Below are 17,897 nucleotides of genomic sequence, written 5' to 3' on the forward strand. Positions count from 1 at the left end.
CTTCTCAAGCGTGAGCAACGCCGGAAAAGCAGTAAAACAGCGCGCCGCGTGAGTGATCAAGCGGCGCGCTGTCATTTCCGGGATAATCACGGTCTCGCAACGCAGCGCCGGCTGCAAACGACGGCCAGCGCGGGCAGCCTCCGGTTTCCGCGCATAAACCCGTCCGGCAGACCCGGCTCTGGCCGCAGCCGCAGCCGAACGGCGCACATTCGCAACACTGCCAAACCGATTCACTCGCGATTCATCCGATGACCACATTCCCCACCCTCGACGCGTGGCTCACGCACCTTGAATCCGCGCATCCGGTCGGCATCGACATGGGTCTCACCCGCATCACCCAGGTGCGTGACGCGCTGCAACTGTCGTTCGCATGTCCGGTCATCACCGTCGGCGGCACCAACGGCAAGGGTTCGACGTGTGCGATCCTCGAATCCATTCTGCTGCGCGCGGGTTACACGGTGGGCTGCCATACGTCGCCGCACCTGCTGTCGTTCAACGAGCGAGCGCGGGTGAATGGCGAAATGGCGAGCGACGCGGATCTGCTGCCGCATTTCGAAGCCGTCGAAGCCGCGCGCCTGAGCCTCGCCGAGCCGGTCACGCTGACCTACTTCGAATTCACGACGCTGGCGATCATGAGCCTGTTCGCTTCGCGCGGACTCGACGCGGTGATTTTCGAAGTCGGTCTTGGCGGCCGCCTCGATGCGGTGAATATCCTCGATACGGATTGCGCGATCATCACCAGCATCGATATCGATCACACGGACTATCTGGGCGACACGCGCGAGAAAATCGCTTTCGAAAAAGCCGGCATTTTCCGTCCAGGCAAGCCGGCGATCTGTGCGGACCCGGTGCCGCCGCAATCGCTGATCGATTACGCGGAAAAAATCGGCGCGCAATTGTGGCTGTTCGGCCGCGATTTCCGCTATGAAGGGCAGGCCGGCAGCGAGCGCCAGCAATGGAGCTACATCGGCCCGACCATGCGGCGTTCGGCGCTGGCCTATCCGGCGCTGCGCGGCGCGAATCAACTGATCAACACGTCGGCGGCGCTCGCCGGTCTCGAAGCGTTGCGCGACCGCTTGCCGGTGTCGGCGCAGGACATCCGCCTCGGCCTCGCCAACGTTGAACTGCCGGGGCGTTTCCAGGTGCTGCCGGGCAAGCCGGCCATCGTGCTGGATGTCGGCCACAATCCGCACGCCGCGGCTGTGCTGACGCAAAACCTCGGCAACATGGGTTTTTTCCCGTACACCTACGCGGTGTTCGGCGCGATGCGCGATAAGGACATTGCCGGCCTGTTGTCGCATCTGAAGGGCGAAATCGACCACTGGTGCGTGACCGATCTGCCAACGCCGCGGGCGGCTTCAGCGGAAGAGCTCGAAGCGGCCTTGCGCGAGCAGGGCGTGGGCGAGAGCGCCGACAGCAGCGTGACGCGCTACGCAACGCCGGCCGAGGCTTTCCAAGACGCGCTAAAACGAGCGTCAGAGAATGATAGAATCGTGGTTTTCGGCAGTTTCTATACGGTAGCGGGCGTCATGGCCTACCGTAAATCGCAGCAACACTGAACGGGCGCCAGCCTCGAACCAAGCGATTCATGGGAATTTTCTCGTTCGGCAAGAAAGACGACGCGCCCACCCGGCGCGGCGCAAACACCAGTTCCACCCGCGCCGCCCGTGGCGAGCGCGTGGAGCGGCGGACCCGCCGCACGGAGCGCACCGTCGACGCCGATGCGATGCTGCTCGACCCTACGTTGCCGGAAAAGCAGCGAGCGCGTCGCCGCCTCGTTGGCGCTATCGCGATGGTCGTGGCCGCGGTCGTCGTCTTGCCAATGGTGCTGGACTCGCATCCCAAGCCCGTTACAGACGACATTTCCATCGACATTCCAAGCCGCCCCGCGCCGAAACTCGCCAAAGCCGAGGAAGACACGCAGGCCGGTGTAGCACCCGACAATCCCACGCCGGACGCGGCACTTGCCGCGTCCGGCCTTGCACCGGCTACGGCAGCGAAACAGGGCCAGTCCGGCGCCACGAAGCAGCCGGGCGCGGAAACGAACGCAACGGCAGCGTCCGCGGCCAGGCCGGTGGTGAAACCGCAGGCGCCGTCCGTCGCTGCCAACACCACGCCAGCGGCGCCCGCTGCGGCCGCCAAGCCGGCCAAACCGCCGGTCACGCATAACGCCGCGACCGCTCCCGCCACTCCGGCGCCGACCGCTCAGGCCCCGCACTCCGACGACACCAACACGGCCGCCGGCGCGGACGCGAATTCCGGCACGCCGGCTTCGCCGCCGGGCAGCCGTTTCGCCGTGCAACTCGGCGCGTTTGCAAACGACACCAACGCGCGTAGTTGGGCAGCCAAGTTGAAAGCGGCGGGCGTGCCCGCATATACCGAACATCGGAAGCAGGCTGACGGCTCCACGCTCACGTTGCTGCGAGCCGGGCCGTTCGCCGACCGTGCGGCGGCAAGCGCCGCCATTGCAAAGGTGCGCGAGGCCGGCTTGATGTCGGGCGCGACCAGCGGCGCTACACAGTAAGCCGGCGATGTTCACTGCCTTCGACTACGCTGTAATGGCGGTGATCGGTTTGTCGGCGCTGCGCGGCACATGGCGCGGGTTTTTGTCGGAGATATTCGGGCTGATCGGCTGGATTGCGGCGTTTTTCATTGCTTGCCGCTTTGTGGGTTACGTCGTGCCGTTGATCCCGTCCAACTGGCCGGGCGGCGCGTTGACCCAGTGGCTGCTGGCCTTCGCGCTGGTGGTGATCGGTGTGGTGCTGGTGGCGAGCGTGTTGAATGCCCTTCTGAGCCGCATCGTGCAGGCAACCGGCTTGAGCGGCGTGGACCGCTCGCTCGGTTTGATGTTCGGCCTCGTGCGCGGGGTCATTCTGGTGCTGATTCTGGTCGCCCTGGCTGGCTTGACCGAACTGCCCCAACAGGAATTCTGGCGCAACGCCTTGCTTCGGCCCTATGCGGTCGAGGGCGTGCACGTAATGAAACCGCTGCTTCCCGAGACGCTGGCTGCTTACGTCCGAGTGTGACGATCAGGCGAGTGGTTAGGGAACCGCAGCAGGACTCCGGCGCAAACCGGCTGCCTTTACGTTCGGTCGCGTAGCTTTGCGAACGCCCCGAAGGGCGTTCCTCGGGACGCCATCGCAGGCAGCGGCCGCCATGACGAATTTCGTACCTTTGAAGGACATGCCATGTGCGGCATCGTAGGCGTAGTTTCCCACTCTCCGGTCAATCAGCTGATCTATGACAGCCTGCTGCTTCTGCAGCACCGCGGTCAGGACGCCGCCGGCATCGCGACGGCGAACGGCAGCAATTTCCACATGCACAAGGCGAACGGCATGGTGCGCGACGTGTTCCGCACGCGCAACATGCGCAGCCTGCCCGGCACGACCGGTATCGGCCAGGTCCGCTATCCGACCGCTGGTTCCGCGTCGAGCGAGGAAGAAGCCCAGCCGTTCTACGTGAACGCGCCGTTCGGCATTATCCTTGCGCACAACGGCAATCTGACCAACTGGCAGCAACTGAAAGATGAGATGTTCCGCATCGATCGCCGCCACATCAATACCAACTCCGACACCGAAGTGATGCTCAACGTGCTCGCGCACGAATTGCAGCTCTCCAGCTCGGGCCTGCAACTCGATCCGGCCGCGCTGTTCAACGCCGTGTCGGGCGTGCATCGCCGGGTGCGCGGTTCGTACGCGATTGTGTCGCTGATCGCCGGTTACGGCCTGCTGGGCTTCCGCGACCCGTTCGGCATCCGCCCGCTGTGCCTCGGCAAGCAGGAAACGGCCGAAGGCGTCGAGTGGATCCTCGCGTCGGAGTCGGTGGCGATCGAAGGTATCGGCTTCGAATTCGTGCGCGACGTGGCGCCGGGCGAAGCGATTTTCATCGACCTCGAAGGCAATCTGCACTCGCAGCAATGCGCGACGAACCCAAGCCTGAACCCCTGCATTTTCGAACTCGTGTATCTCGCGCGTCCGGATTCGGTGCTCGACGGCGTGCCAGTGTACAACGTGCGTCTGCGCATGGGCGACTACCTCGCCGAGAAGATCAGGCGCGAGTTGCCCGACGTCGCGATCGACGTCGTGATGCCGATTCCCGATTCGTCCCGTCCGGCCGCCATGCAGGTCGCGAAAAAGCTGGGCGTGGAATACCGCGAAGGTTTCTTCAAGAACCGTTACGTCGGCCGCACCTTCATCATGCCCGGTCAGGCCGTGCGTAAGAAGTCGGTGCGCCAGAAGCTGAACGCGATGGGCATCGAGTTCAAGGGCAAGAACGTGCTGATCGTCGACGACTCGATCGTGCGCGGCACCACGTCGCATGAAATCGTGCAGATGGCGCGCGATGCCGGCGCGAACAAGGTGATCTTCGCTTCGGCGGCGCCGCCGGTGAAGTTCCCGAACGTCTACGGTATCGACATGCCCACGCGCGGCGAACTCGTCGCCCACGGCCGCTCGGACGACGAAGTTGCGCGCATGATCGGCGCGGACCATCTCGTTTATCAGGATGTCGACGCGCTCAAGCAGGCCGTGCGCGATATCAACCCGGCGCTGAAGGAATTCGAAGCGTCGTGTTTCGACGGTAACTACGTGACCGGCGACGTCACCACCGAGTACCTGGACCGCATCGAAACCGCGCGTCTCGCACCGTCCTCGCAATCGGACCGCGACGCCGCAAGCGAAGCGCTCGACGGCGGCGGCCCGGCCCGTTCGCAACTGCATCTGCAACTGTCGGTAGGTTGAGCGCGGGCTGAACGGTTCCGCTTCCGGTGCGGCACGCTGCACGCCACGCCGGGAGCGTGTTAGCATGACGGCTTGCGTCGATTTGATCTCAGCTTGCGGACGCGGGGCAACCCGAAACAGCTAAAGCGAAGGGTGGAAAAGCCACACTCATCCGCCTCCGCTCCAGCTTTCCCCCGCACATGAAGCCCGCTTATGCCGACGCAAAAGCGGGCTTTTTTGTTGCTGCCGTTCGGCCTGTACGCTCGATTCATTGCATCTGAGCCGCACACGCCGAACGCAGCCACATGGAACATTGGAAACCAGAACCAACATGGACGACTCCCTGAACTTCGATACGCTGGCAGTCCGCTCGGGCACGGTGCGCAGCGACTTCAACGAACATTCGGAAGCGATTTTCCTGACCTCGAGTTTCGTGTTCGCGAGTGCCGCGGACGCCGCCGAGAAATTCAAGAACTCCGAAGACAACTACACCTATTCGCGCTTCACGAACCCGACCGTTTCGATGTTCCAGGATCGCCTGGCCGCGCTCGAAGGCGGCGAAGCCTGCATGGCGACGGCCTCGGGCATGGCCGCGATCATGTCGGTGGTGATGTCGGCGTTGCAGGCGGGCGACCATCTGGTGAGCTCGCAGGCACTGTTCGGCTCGACGCTCGGCATGTTCTCGCAGATCTTCAGCAAGTTCGGCATCACGACGACGTTCGTCGATCCGACCGATCTGGACGCGTGGAAGAATGCCGTGCGCCCGGAGACGAAGATGTTCTTCCTCGAAACGCCGTCGAATCCACTGACCGAAGTCGCCGATATCGAAGCGATCGGCAAGATCGCCAAGGCATCGAACGCGCTGTTCGTGGTCGACAACTGCTTCTGCAGCCCGGCCTTGCAACAGCCGCTGAAGCTCGGCGCGGACGTCGTGATGCATTCGGCCACCAAGTTCCTCGACGGTCAGGGCCGCGTGCTGGGCGGCGCGCTGGTCGGTTCGAAGCAGTTCATCATGGAGAAGGTGTTCCCGTTCGTGCGCAGCGCCGGGCCGACGCTGTCCGCCTTCAACGCGTGGGTGCTGCTCAAGGGCATGGAAACGCTATCGCTGCGCGTTGAAAAGCAGTCGGCGAATGCGCTTGAAATCGCGCGCTGGCTGGAAACGCATCCGGCCGTGAATCGCGTGTTCTATCCGGGGCTGGAATCGCATCCGCAGCATGCGCTGGCCATGCGCCAGCAGAAAGCGGGCGGCGCGATCCTGTCGTTCGAGTTGAAGGGCGACACGCCCGAGCAGATGCGCGCGAATGCATGGCGCGTGATCGACAACACGAAGATCTGCTCGATCACCGGCAATCTCGGCGATACGCGCACCACTATCACGCACCCGGCCACGACCACGCATGGTCGCGTGACGCCGGAAGCGCGCGCGGCGGCGGGCATCAGCGAAGGCTTGATCCGTCTTGCTGTGGGTCTGGAGAACGCCGGCGATATCCGCGGCGATCTGGAGCGCGGACTGGCGGGTTGAGTGAAGGTCAGAGCGAAAGCTCGATGCAGGGCAAGCGGGCCGCGCTGTCAGGCGGCTCGCGCAATAACACCCAGAGCAGTAAGACTGCGGCGCAGCAAAAACACAGCGTAGTAAAGACTCAGCGAAGCAAAAACACAGCGCAGTGAAAACTCAGTGGCGCAGCGCGCGCCACTGACCGGGCGCCAGCCTGAAACGCCGCGTGAACGCGTGCGTATAGGCGCTCTGATCGCCAAAGCCGATGTCCAGCGCGATATCGGTCAACGAAAGCCGCGGGTCAGCCAGCAACGCGAGCGACGTATCGAGCCGCAGACGCTGCAGATAGCGATGCGGTGTCTCGCCGAAAGCCTCGATAAAAAGCTGATGAAAGCGCCGCATGCCGAACCCGCAATGGGCGGCGAGGTCGGCGATCCGCACGGGCTCCGACAAATGCGCGCGCAGCCAGCGGTCGATGCGCGCAAAGTCGAGACCGGCGCCTGCTGCCTGCGCGCCGGCCGTCGTGCCCGCGTCGGCCACCAACGCCGCGCCGAGCCGCGCGGCTGCGTCCCAATGAAAACGCCGTGCGTCCAGATCATTGCCTTGAGCGCCGCCGGCAGCGTGCGCCGCGATGCGATGCACGAGTTGCGTCAGCGAGCCGTCGACCGCGACCGCCCGCGCACGGTCGAAAAGCCGTTCCGGCACGGCCAGCGACGAAGCCGGCAAGTCCAGCACCAGCTGCCGGTTCTCGCCGACGCCCGCGTAATCGTGCCGTGCGCCCGCCGGAATGAGCCACGCGGAGCCGGCGTCGATCTGATGCGCGACGCCGTGTACCGTCATGACCATCGCGCCGTCGAGCCCGAGCACGACCTGGTGAAAGTCGTGCACGTCCGAGGCCTCGATCGCGCCGTAGCGGCGCAGGGAAACGCTAGGCGCGGTGACGGCGGCGTGACTCATCGGCGATACGCGGTAACAGGGAACAGCGAAAACTCAGACGCCGAGCAATTCGACTTCGAACACGAGCGTCGCATTCGGCGGAATCACGCCGCCCGCGCCGCGCACGCCGTAGCCGAGTTGCGGCGGGATGGTCAGTTTGCGGGTGCCACCAACCTTCATGCCTTGCACGCCTTCGTCCCAGCCCTTGATGACCATGCCGCCGCCCAGCACGAAAGCGAACGGATCATTGCGGTCCTTGCTGGAGTCGAACTTCTGGCCGTCGGTCAGCCAGCCGGTGTAGTGGACGCTGACGGTCTTGCCGGCCACTGCCTCGGCGCCGGTGCCTTCAACGATGTCTTCGTATTTCAAACCGGATTCGGTAGTCACAGACATGTGTCGCTCCTCAGATCAAAAACGTAAAAACCGACATTGTAGGCGTGTTGACGCCGCGTCGCCGAGGATTGCCGCGTGGCACGCGGATTGCGTGAATGCGGGTCGTCCGGCAAGGCTGGTCGCGCTGGATGGCATGCCTATAATGGGGCTTCTTTCAATCATCATGCACCGCCTGAGAGGGCTCGATCGTGACAACGTCTTCAACCGGAACTGCTGGCGAAAAGCCGGTGCCTTCCGGCTTCGCCGTATCCGAACGCACCGCGCTTCTGCGCGCGGAAACCGCGCTGTTCATGCGTGATTATGTGCTGTCGCTGGTGTCGCACGACCTGCGTGGTCCGTTGAACGCCATTCATAGCTGGGCGTACGTGCTGGAGCGCAAGCTCGACGCGAACGACCCCAACGCGCAGCGCGCCGTTACTGGCATTCGCAATGGCGTGGATCAGCAGGTCAAGCTGCTCGAAACGATCGTCGACGCCACGCGCGCCGAGACCAAATCATTGGCGCTTGCCTACGCGCAGTTTTCCCTGCATCCGTTAATCGAAGAAACGGTAGAAGAAATCCGCTCGGGTCTGGGTCGCGCGCGCGGCGTGGAAGTCACGGTCGACTCGCAACTGGCCACCGAGCAACTCAACGGCGACCGGGAGCGCCTTGCCGCCGCGCTATGGCTGATGCTCATGTTCGCGGTCGAAACGAGCGCGGAAGGCGCGACGATCACCCTGGTCACGAAAGCGGATACGAATGCATGGCACGCTAGCGTCAAGTACGAGGCCAACAGCACCGCGTTGGAGGATCCCGCCTTGCCGCATGTGCTCGAAGCGTTTGCCCGCAAGCAGGCGCGCGAGCCGCGCGAAGCGAAGCGGATCGCGTGGGTGCTGGCGCTGTGCAAGCGCGTTGCCGAAGCGCACGGCGGCAGTTTCGAGCAAGGCGACGCAACAGGCAGCGACACAGCCGCGCTCGCTCTGCGCGTGCCGCTGAGCGCAACGGCGCCGAAATGAACGGTTCGACTCAGCCGCGTACTCCGCGCGATTAGTTTTCACAGAGCTTTCACCCTCTATACTGACAACTTTTGTTGCCGGAGCTTGCCGCTTTGATTCAGGTCGTCGCCCTTATTGGTGCGTTGTTTCTCGTCGCCCTCAACGGCTTCTTTGTGGCCGCTGAATTCGGTCTGGTCAAACTGCGGCAGACGCGCGTGCAAAGCCTTGCCGCCGCGCATGGCATGCGCGGACGTCTGCTCGGCAAGGTGCACGGACGCCTCGACGCCTATCTCTCCGCGTGCCAGTTGGGCATTACGCTGGCGTCGCTCGGGCTTGGCTGGATCGGCGAGCCCGCGTTCGCGGAACTGCTCACGCCGGTCTTCAGCCTGCTCGGCGTCGAATCGGAGAAACTGATCCACGGTATCTCGCTCTTCTTCGCGTTCTCGTGCATATCGTTTCTGCACATCGTGGTGGGCGAACTCGCGCCCAAGTCGCTGGCGATTCGCGAGGCGGAGAAAGTCTCGCTATGGGCCGCCACGCCGCTGTATGGCTTCTACTGGGCAATGTATCCGGCGATCTGGGTGCTCAATACGAGCGCCAACGCTGTGCTCAAGCTAGCCCGGCTCGACGCGGACCACGGCCACGACTCGCACTACTCGACCGACGAACTCAAGCTGATCCTGCGCGGTCGCCGCGCCAACGTCGCCACGGAGCTGGGTTCGCCGGAGGGAGCCTACAGCCAGGATGAGTGGAACACGATCGCGCACTCGCTGGACTTTTCGCGCATGACCGTGTCGGACCTCATGCGTCCGGCCTACGAAATGGTCGGCCTGCGGCGTGATCTGCCGTTGCGGGAAAACATGCAGGTGGTGGCGCAGCACCGCTTCAGCCGCTATCCGCTGTTCGAAGACGCATCCGGCGAACGCGTGGCCGGCATGATCCATTTGAAGGACTTGCTGCTGGCCCGCCACGCGGGCAGCACGCTCGAGGATCTTTCCAAATACGCGCGCCCGGTGCAGTACGTCATGCCGGATCTGCCGGCGCTGGAACTGTTTCGCCGCTTCCGCAAGGGCGCGCCGCACTTCGCGCTGGTCGGCCACAAGCGGGAGAAGCCGATCGGTTTCCTGACGCTCGACAATCTGCTCGGCGCACTGGTCGGCCAGATCCACGACGAATTCCGTCAGGGCGACGCCGACTGGACCCGCATGGACGACGGCACCTTGATGGGCAAGGGCAGTTTGCCGGTGGTCTCGCTGGAACGCGCGTTGGGGATCGATATCGACGAAGGCAAGGCCGAATCGGTTGGCGGCCTCGTCATTCAGGCGCTCAACGATTTGCCGACCGAAGGCCAGCGAGTCGAGTTCGATCGCTTCGACGTGGTGGTCAAGAAAATGAAAGGGCCGCGCATCGTGCTCGTGCGGGTTTATCCGAAAGCTTTCGACGACGAAGGTGGTTAGAGCGCGATAGAGCCGTGCCGGATTCCACTTTGCGCTGAATCCGGCAGAGCGCGCAGCAGCATCGCGCAGGTAGAATTGGCCTCCACACCATTGGGGGCGACATGGGATATCTGCTGGTGCTGTGCGTGGGATTACTGGCCGGCATGTTGAGCGGCGTGGTCGGCACCGGCTCGTCGATGATGCTGATGCCCGTCCTCGTGATGCTGTTCGGTCCGCAAGAGGCGGTGCCGATCATGGCGATCGCCGCAATCATGGGCAACTTCGGCAAGGTTCTCGCGTGGTGGCGCGAGATCGACTGGCGGGCGTGCGGCGCCTACTGCGCGACCGCAGTGCCGGGCGCGGCGCTGGGCGTGCGAACGCTGCTCGCATTGCCGCCTCATGCCGTCGAAATTGCATTGGGACTCTTCTTTGTCGCGATGGTGCCCACGCGGCGGTGGCTCGCGCGGCGGGCCATCAGGTTCTCGCTCTGGCAGCTTTCGATGATTGGCGGCGTGGTGGGTTTTCTCACCGGAATCGTCGTCTCCACCGGGCCGATCACGGTGCCCGTGTTCATGTCCTATGGCCTCGTGAAAGGCGCTTTTCTCGCCACCGAAGCGGCGGGCTCACTGACCGTCTACGCCTCCAAAGTCGCGGTTTTCAACCATTTCGGCGCTTTGCCTTTGCACGTGGTGATCGACGGCTTGATCACCGGCTCCGCGCTGATGGTTGGGTCGTTTGCCGCGCGGATAATCGTGGTCCGGATGAGTCCCGCCACCTTCAAACTGGTCGTCGACGGTTTGATGCTGTCGTCGGGGCTTTCGTTACTGTGGGCCGCGGGCCGCTAGCTTGAACGATCGGCCTGGACGACTGAGGCCTCAAACACTCACCGAAAATCGCGCCCGCTTCCGGACCCGCCAATCTCGCAGATCAACTGCGCGGCACGCCGTCCTCTACCAACACCGCAATCGGCATGGCGGCCAGCGCATCGCGCAGATACAACAGCCCCTTCTCGTCGACCTTCGGCGCGGCGGGACTCAGCCAGTCGAACAGCGCTCTCGCGGACAGATCGGATGGCATCTCCACCGCCGTGTCCTCCCATTTCGCGGGATCGACCATTGGCAGATCGCCTTGCTCGCCGAGCAAACCGGCAGCGAGCCGGCTCGCCACCACCACGGCCCATGCATTGCCGTGGCGGCGCGCAAACGCGATCACACTCGACGCGTGCTTGCCGCGCGCGGCGAGCGGCAGATATTCGCTCTGACTCAACAACTCCGGCAAATGCGCCCGCAACGCGAGCACGCGTTGCACTACCGCGAGCTTCACGCGTCCATCATGCCAGCCCGGTAGGAATTCCGATGGCGGCGTTTGGGCGAGCCACGCCTCGCGTTTGGCGAAATCGACGGGCCGGCGATTGTCCGGATCGACCAGGCTGAAGTCCCACAACTCGGTGCCCTGATAAAGATCGGGAATCCCAGGCGATGCCAGTCGCAATACCGTCTGCTGCAAACTATTGAGCGCACCCGCGCGCCCAATTCGCGCGACGAAGGCGGACAATTCCTTCAGGAATCCATCGCGCCGCTGCGGAGCGAGAATGTCGAACAGGAAGTCACGGCAACCGGCCTCGTACGCTTCGTCGGGCGCGAGCCAGTTGGTTTGCAGCTTGGCTTCGCGCAACGCCTTCAACTGCCATTGCGCGACGCGTTCGGCCAGTTCCTTTACGCCGGCTTCGTCGTCCGGTTGCAGATCCGGTGGCCAGCAACCCACCAGCGTTTGATACAGCATGGCTTCGGCGGCGGGGCCGGGCGCCCAGTCGTAGCTCGTGTCCTGGCCAACACTGCTGACCGGCTTGCCGTCCAGCGCACGACGATGCGGCGCATTCAGCGTGGACCATGCGCGTAGCGTCGCGCTCCACTCGTGGGCAATCTCGCTCAGCACAGCGAGCCGCGCGCGCACGTCTTCGCCACGTTTGTGATCGTGGGTGGCCGTCGCGAGCATGGCGTGAGGGAAGCGCTGCGACCGTTCGAGATTCGCCGCGTGAAACCGTTCGACCGACAACGCGAACTCGCCCGGGTCCGAGCCGACTTCGTTGCGCGACAACAGCCGGCCATAGCGATAGCACGCTGTGTCCTCCACTGCTTTCGCCGCGACCGGCGCGGTCAACTGCGCAAACAGCGTCTGCGCGGTGCGTCGCGCGGAACCGGCATGGCTCGGCGGCACGCCATTCTGACCGGGTTGCGTCGGCAGGCCGCTTCGTCCGGTGGGCGCTTCTTCGGCGCTGCCGCCGAGCCACGCATTCACGCGTTCGAGCGTGACATGGTCCGCGCGCGAAAGCGACCGTCGCGCGCCCTCCAGAGCCTGCTCGAAGTAGACGTTATCCGCCGTGCTGCGCAGACCGTTCTGCGGATAGATTCGATACACCGGAAAATGCACGACCAGTTCGATCAGCACACGACGCAGCGTGGTGAAGGTGAAGTCGCGCGTGGTTAGCGAATCGCGGGCAATGCGATGCAATGCCCGCGCTGCGCGGTCGAGTTCCGCCGCGAGGTTTTCGGCGAGGATCTGGCGGCGCGCGGCGAGCGCTTCGTCTGCGAAAAGACCGCTGCGGCCGGTCAGTTCGGTCCACGTCTGCGCGAGCGGCGCGGCACCGGCCGGATCGTGCAGCAGCGCGCCGACGTCGCTCATGAAGTCGTAGCCGGTCGTGCCGTCTACCGGCCAATCGTCGCGCAGCGGTTCGCCACGACCGAGAATTTTTTCGACTACCACATACGGCGCGGTATCACGCAGTTCCGTGAGACGCTGCCGCAAACGCTGACAGTATTCACGCGGCTCGGCGAGGCCGTCCACGTGGTCGATTCGCAAGCCGTCCACCACGCCTTCCTGATACAGCCGGAAAGGCAGCGCATGTACCGCCTCGAACACCTCGGGCCGTTCCACACGCACCCCGGCAAGTGTGGAGATGTCGAAGAAACGCCGCCAGTTGACCTCGTCGGACGCGGTGCGCCACCACGCAAGACGGAAGTGTTGCCGCTCGATCAGCCGATGCAGGCGGTCGCGCGTTACCGGGTCGTCCGGAGAATACGTTTCGAGTACGAACTCGATCGCCGAGCCGCCGTTCTGCACGACGAATTCGCGCAGCATGTCGCGGCCTTCGGCGGCGCGCGGATGATCGGTGGGCTGGGTGGTCAGTCCGTGGAAGCGCTCGGCGAGCGCGGTGAGATCGGGACGGTCGGCGCTTTGCAGGATCGACGCGTAGTCGATTGGGCACACCGGAAACACGTGTGGTCCATAGCCGATATAAAAACGCCCTATGTCGGCCGCGAAATGCAGCGCAATGCGGCCGGCGGCCAGTTCCTCGCCGTACGGCGCACCGAGCGTGGGCAGCAGCACCTTGCCGCGCAACGCCGGATCGGGCGAATGCCAGTCCACGTCGAAATGGCGGGCATAAGCGCTGTGACGGCCCCATTCGAGGATGTCGAGCCACCAGGCATTGCTGGCGCCGCCGACGCCCATATGGTTCGGCACCGTGTCGATGATCAGCCCCATGTCGCGCGCGCGCAGTTTGTCGACGAGGCGCTTTAGAGCCGCCTCGCCGCCGCATTCGGCGCTGACCTGGGTGTAGTCGACGGTGTCGTAGCCGTGCATGGAGCCCGGCTCGGCGGTCGTGACGGGCGACGCGTATACGTGACTGATGCCGAGCTCGGCGAAGTAGTCGACATGCTTGGCGGCGTCGTCGAAGGTGAAGCCTCGATGGAACTGGAGTCGAAGCGTGGAGCGCGGGACGGTCATGGCGTATCAGGCTCCGAAGAAGCGTTGGAAGAAGGAACCGAGGCGGCCGCGGCGCGGCGCTCGCGATCGACCGCGAGCAGGCGGTCGCAGAAGGTGTCGTTCTGGAACAGTTCGTCGACCGGCAGCGTGACGCGGCGGCGCCAGTTCGGATGCTCGTCGATCGAGCCGGGCAAATTAGGCTGCTCGACCTGCGCGAGCAGATCCTCTAGCGGAAACGTCACTAGCGGGCCGGGCGTGGCGGCCACGAAAGCGAGCGCTTCGTCCACCGGCGCGCTGTCGGGCGGCGGCGCAGGGACGTCGTGCGCGGCCACGCCGGCCTGCTGGAACGCGTGCCACAGCAATGCGCGATCTTTCGCGCGCTCTTCCTGGGCGGCTTCCTCTGGATCGCGGCCGTCGGCGCGCGCCATTGTCTGGCCGATCCGGTTGCGCCACGTGATGTCGCTGCCGCGCCACCAGCCGGCGACCGTCGGCAGATCGTGCGTGGTCGTGGTGCCGACCGCATTGCGGTCCCAGGCTTGGGGCGGCTTGAACCCCTTGCCGTCGTGCGCGCTTTCGAACCACAGCACGCGAATGCCGGCAATGCCGTGCTCTTCGAGCCGCTCGCGAAAACCGGGCGGCACGGTGCCGAGATCTTCGCCGATCACGATTGCGCGGTGCCGCCACGATTCGAGCGCGATCAGACGCAGCAGGTCTTCGAGCGGATAGCGGAGATACGCGCCGTTACGTGCGCTTTCGCCTTCCGGCACGAGCCACAGCCGCCGCAAGCCGAGAATGTGATCGATGCGGATGCCGCCGGCATGCGCGAAGGCCGCGCGCAGCATGTCGATGAAGGCGGAGAAGCCCTGCATGCGCATGGCGCGCGGCGAGAACGTGGTAAGCCCCCATGCCTGGCCGGCCTGGTTGAACAGATCCGGTGGCGCGCCGACCGACACGCCTTGCAGCATGTCGTCGCGATACGACCATGCATGACTGCCGGCGCTATCGCAGCCGACCGCGAGGTCGGCGATCAGGCCGACCGCCATGCCGGCTTCGCGCGCCGCGTGCTGCGCGTGCGACAACCCCTTGGCGGCGAGCCATTGCAGAAACAGATGGAAATCGACCTCGTGACGATTGGCCTCGGCAAAAGCTTCGACTTCCGGGCTGCGCGGATCGCTCAGCGCTTCGGACCAGTTACGCCAATGTCCATTGCCGCCTTCTTGCGAGAGTTGCGCCGCCTGCAGCGCTTCGAAGCGCGCGTGATCTTCGAGCGCGCGTCCGGCCCGTTCGCAGAAGCCGTGAAATTCCAGCGCGCGCGGCGTGTTCTGCGCGCGTTCGTCCACACAGAACCGCTCGTACAGCGCGCGCAAAACCTTCAGCTTCAGGACGACCGCGCTCGGCCAGTCGATCAACGGCAGGTCTTCGAGTTTCGACCAGGCGTCGCCGGCCTGCGCGGCTTCGAGCGCGGCCTGGGCCACGTCCGTGCCGAACACGGCGGCGGGATCGATATGCGTGACGTTCAGCCACAAACGCGACGACGGCGAATATGGACTGAAGCGGTTCGGTTCCGCGCTGAACATCGCGTGAGTCGGGCTGACGGCGAGCGCGTGCGCGCCACGCTTCGCGCTTTCGACGGCGATCTGCGCAAGCGCCGAATAGTCGCCGATGCCGCCGTCGCCGATGCGGCGCAAGCCGTACAACTGTGCGGCGATGCCCCACAGTGGCGGCGCGGCTTTGTCGCGGCCGGCGTCGTCATCTTGCAGCGTGCGCCACGCGTCGGCGGCGGTGTAGCAGCGCGGCGGCGCGACGGCGAGCGTCACGCGTTGCTCGTTGATCACGAGCGTGTGATAGCCGGGCTCGTCGATCGGTGCAAGCAGGGCTTCCTCGCCTTTGGGCGCCGTGAACCGGCCGTCGATGATCGAGCCGCTTTCGAGCTCGATCCGGTAATGGCTGCCCGATCTGATCGCCGCAGCGGGCAGGGCGATGCCGCGGCCGACCTCCGCGGTCATCAGCGGCGGCAGTTTGCGGCCCGATAGTTCGGCCTCCAGCACGGCCGAACTCTGGCGGATTTGCGTCGCGTTACCGCACGGCAAACCCATCCGCTCGAGCAGCACGGCTAGCGTGTTCTCGGGCACATGTTGCGTCGTATGGTGCGCGTCCTGCCACTCCACCTCGAAACCGGCGCGCGCGGCAAGATTGACGATGGTGTCGGTATGGCGTCGGGTAATCACGCGTGGCGCTCCTGTTGGCTGGCAATGCGCGCATCGTGGTGGATGGCATAGTCGCTGACGTCGCCGGTCAGCCACGCGACGAACGCGTGCGCGGGCAACACCTTGACGTCGACCTGTTCGCGCACGCGCGGCGGCGTTTCGAAAATCACTTTGCCGGCCGGCAGGTCGGCCAGCGCGACGTTTTCTTTCGAGAGATTCAGCGCGATCGACAACGTCTCGCCGTCGGCAAGTTTCCAGCGGGCGATCAGCGCATTGGCATCGCCCCCGTTCGCGGCGCTCAGCACGGTTACGCCGCATGCCTTGCTGTGTTTCAGGCGCGGTGTGATCAGCTTCGCGCGTACGGTCAGCGCGGATTTGTAGAAGTGCATCCAGTCGAGTCGGTCTTTTGCTTCGTCGTCGGTGTGCTGCGACGTTTCATCCGGCGCGGGCGGCGACGATGTCGCGAAGGTTTTCACGTCGTTCGGATCGGGAATCTGTGCGCGCCGTTTCTCGTCGCTGAACGATGAAAAACGCGCGAATTCACGGCGCCGGCCTTCGCGGACCGCGTCGGCGAGATCGCCCGTGTAGTCGGTGAAAAACAGGAACGGCTGCGTGGAGCCGTATTCCTCGCCCATGAAGAGCAGCGGGATTTGCGGCGACAGCAGAAGCAAACCGGTGGCGGCGCGCAGCGCTTCGTCCGAGGTCAGTTTGCGCAGGCGCTCGCCGAATGCGCGGTTGCCGATCTGGTCGTGGTTCTGCAGGAACATCACGAAAGAAGTCGGCGGTAAATGTGTGCTCGCTTCGCCGCGCGGCTTGCCGTCATGAATCGGCGACGGGTCGCCCTGATAGGCGAAGCCTTCCGATAGCACACGCGCGAGCCGGCGGATCGGCTGGTCCTCATATGCGTGGTAATAACCTTCCGTTTCGCCGGTCAGCAGCACGTGCAAGGTGTTGTGCGCGTCGTCGTTCCACTGCGCGTCGAAATGGGTTTCCAGCAGGTTCGCGCTGTTGTGTTCGTTTTCCAGCACCAGATGCACATGCCGGCCGTGCTGCACTTTGGCGCGGATATGATCGGACAATTCGCGCAGCCAGGCATGATTGTCGATGGCGTGCACCGCGTCGAAACGCAGTCCGTCGATACGATATTCGTTGATCCAGTAAACCGCGTTGTCGGTAAAGAAATCGCTCACTTCACTGCGCTCGAAATCGATGGCTGGCCCCCACGGCGTATGCGTGCCTTCGCGGAAAAACGAGCGGGCGTACTCGTGCAGATAATTGCCGTCCGGTCCGAAGTGGTTATAGACCACGTCGAGAAATACCATGAGACCGAGACCATGCGCGGCGTCGATCAGCGCTTTCAGGTCTTCGGGGCGGCCGTACGCTGAGTCAGGCGCATACGGCAATACGCCGTCGTAGCCCCAATTGTGCGTGCCGGAAAAGTCGTTCAGCGGCATCAGTTCGATCGCGGTGACGCCGAGCGCGGCGAGCTCGGACAGGCGCTTCTGCACGCCCGCATAACCGCCCAAGGTGCCGACGTGCAATTCGTACAACACCGTTTCTTCCCACGGCCGGCCATGCCAGTTCGTCTGTTCCCAACGGTACGCGCGCGGATCGATGACTTCGCTCGGCCCGTGCACGTCCTGTGGCTGGAAGCGCGACGCCGGGTCGGGCACCGCACGCTCGCCATCCAGCCGGAAGCGATATAGCGTGCCCGCGCCGCTGTCGACGCTGGCTTCGAACCAGCCATTGCCGGCCGGCGTCATGTCGTGCGTGCCTTGCGCGGGTCCGTTCTCGATTTCCACCTGAACGTGCTTGCAGGACGGCGCCCAGAAGCGAAACCGCGTGCGCGGTTTCGCGGCCGTCGCGCCGATCAGTTGCGCGCCGAACGGCAAACAGTGCGCGTGATGATGCGCATGGGGATCAATTGGACTTTCGGACATGATTCGTCACCATTCAGTTTTACTTTCGAGCCG

General features: G+C 64.4%; 13 protein-coding genes. 8 read left to right on the forward strand and 5 right to left on the reverse strand.

Features of this window, described 5'->3' with window-relative positions; translation table 11 throughout:
* Positions 1 to 248 precede the first annotated feature (248 nt).
* The 5 genes from folC (at position 249) to NE850_RS27340 (ending at position 6,240) form a co-directional block, all read left to right on the forward strand.
* A complete protein-coding gene (gene folC / locus NE850_RS27320) occupies positions 249 to 1,559 on the forward strand; it encodes a bifunctional tetrahydrofolate synthase/dihydrofolate synthase (protein WP_007178792.1) in 1,311 nt (436 codons plus the stop codon).
* Between the two features lie 29 nt (positions 1,560 to 1,588).
* Positions 1,589 to 2,524, forward strand: coding sequence for an SPOR domain-containing protein (locus NE850_RS27325; RefSeq protein WP_310699632.1), 936 nt, complete (start codon positions 1,589 to 1,591; stop codon positions 2,522 to 2,524).
* Between the two features lie 7 nt (positions 2,525 to 2,531).
* Positions 2,532 to 3,026 carry a CvpA family protein gene (locus NE850_RS27330; protein ID WP_007178794.1) on the forward strand — a complete coding sequence of 165 codons (495 nt, stop codon included), beginning with the start codon at positions 2,532 to 2,534 and terminating at the stop codon, positions 3,024 to 3,026.
* A 162-nt stretch (positions 3,027 to 3,188) separates the two neighbouring features.
* Positions 3,189 to 4,739 (forward strand): amidophosphoribosyltransferase, encoded by a 1,551-nt coding sequence (gene purF, locus NE850_RS27335; RefSeq protein ID WP_007178795.1) that lies wholly within the window; start codon positions 3,189 to 3,191, stop codon positions 4,737 to 4,739.
* A 310-nt stretch (positions 4,740 to 5,049) separates the two neighbouring features.
* Positions 5,050 to 6,240 (forward strand): O-succinylhomoserine sulfhydrylase, encoded by a 1,191-nt coding sequence (locus NE850_RS27340; RefSeq protein ID WP_007178796.1) that lies wholly within the window; start codon positions 5,050 to 5,052, stop codon positions 6,238 to 6,240.
* 150 nt (positions 6,241 to 6,390) lie between these two features.
* Here the strand turns inward: NE850_RS27340 and NE850_RS27345 are convergent, their stop codons facing one another.
* Positions 6,391 to 7,170: an AraC family transcriptional regulator gene (locus NE850_RS27345; protein WP_007178797.1), complete on the reverse strand. Its 780-nt coding sequence runs from the start codon at positions 7,168 to 7,170 to the stop codon at positions 6,391 to 6,393.
* Between the two features lie 33 nt (positions 7,171 to 7,203).
* Positions 7,204 to 7,542 (reverse strand): FKBP-type peptidyl-prolyl cis-trans isomerase, encoded by a 339-nt coding sequence (locus NE850_RS27350; RefSeq protein WP_007178798.1) that lies wholly within the window; start codon positions 7,540 to 7,542, stop codon positions 7,204 to 7,206.
* Positions 7,543 to 7,730: 188 nt separating this feature from the next.
* On the opposite strand from NE850_RS27350, the gene NE850_RS27355 reads away from it, so the two are divergent.
* From NE850_RS27355 to NE850_RS27365, 3 genes are all read left to right on the forward strand, one after another.
* Positions 7,731 to 8,537: a sensor histidine kinase KdpD gene (locus NE850_RS27355; protein ID WP_007178799.1), complete on the forward strand. Its 807-nt coding sequence runs from the start codon at positions 7,731 to 7,733 to the stop codon at positions 8,535 to 8,537.
* A 92-nt stretch (positions 8,538 to 8,629) separates the two neighbouring features.
* The gene (locus NE850_RS27360) at positions 8,630 to 9,973 is read left to right on the forward strand and encodes a hemolysin family protein (protein WP_007178800.1); all 1,344 of its coding nucleotides are present in this window, start codon (positions 8,630 to 8,632) and stop codon (positions 9,971 to 9,973) included.
* Between the two features lie 101 nt (positions 9,974 to 10,074).
* The gene (locus NE850_RS27365; RefSeq protein ID WP_007178801.1) at positions 10,075 to 10,797 is read left to right on the forward strand and encodes a sulfite exporter TauE/SafE family protein; all 723 of its coding nucleotides are present in this window, start codon (positions 10,075 to 10,077) and stop codon (positions 10,795 to 10,797) included.
* 82 nt (positions 10,798 to 10,879) lie between these two features.
* On the opposite strand, the gene treY is transcribed toward NE850_RS27365, so the two are convergent.
* Genes treY through treZ form a run of 3 tightly spaced genes read right to left on the reverse strand, consistent with a single transcriptional unit; the run spans position 10,880 to position 17,864 of the window.
* The gene (gene treY / locus NE850_RS27370; protein WP_165187605.1) at positions 10,880 to 13,738 is read right to left on the reverse strand and encodes a malto-oligosyltrehalose synthase; all 2,859 of its coding nucleotides are present in this window, start codon (positions 13,736 to 13,738) and stop codon (positions 10,880 to 10,882) included.
* Positions 13,735 to 15,945: a 4-alpha-glucanotransferase gene (malQ, locus tag NE850_RS27375; protein ID WP_007178803.1), complete on the reverse strand. Its 2,211-nt coding sequence runs from the start codon at positions 15,943 to 15,945 to the stop codon at positions 13,735 to 13,737. Before malQ ends, treY begins: the two co-directional genes overlap by 4 nt.
* Positions 15,942 to 17,864 (reverse strand): malto-oligosyltrehalose trehalohydrolase, encoded by a 1,923-nt coding sequence (treZ, locus tag NE850_RS27380; RefSeq protein WP_007178804.1) that lies wholly within the window; start codon positions 17,862 to 17,864, stop codon positions 15,942 to 15,944. Before treZ ends, malQ begins: the two co-directional genes overlap by 4 nt.
* Positions 17,865 to 17,897: the final 33 nt, after the last annotated feature.

The sequence above is a fragment of the Paraburkholderia sp. USG1 genome (genome assembly GCF_031570135.1).
GTDB lineage: Bacteria > Pseudomonadota > Gammaproteobacteria > Burkholderiales > Burkholderiaceae > Paraburkholderia > Paraburkholderia dioscoreae.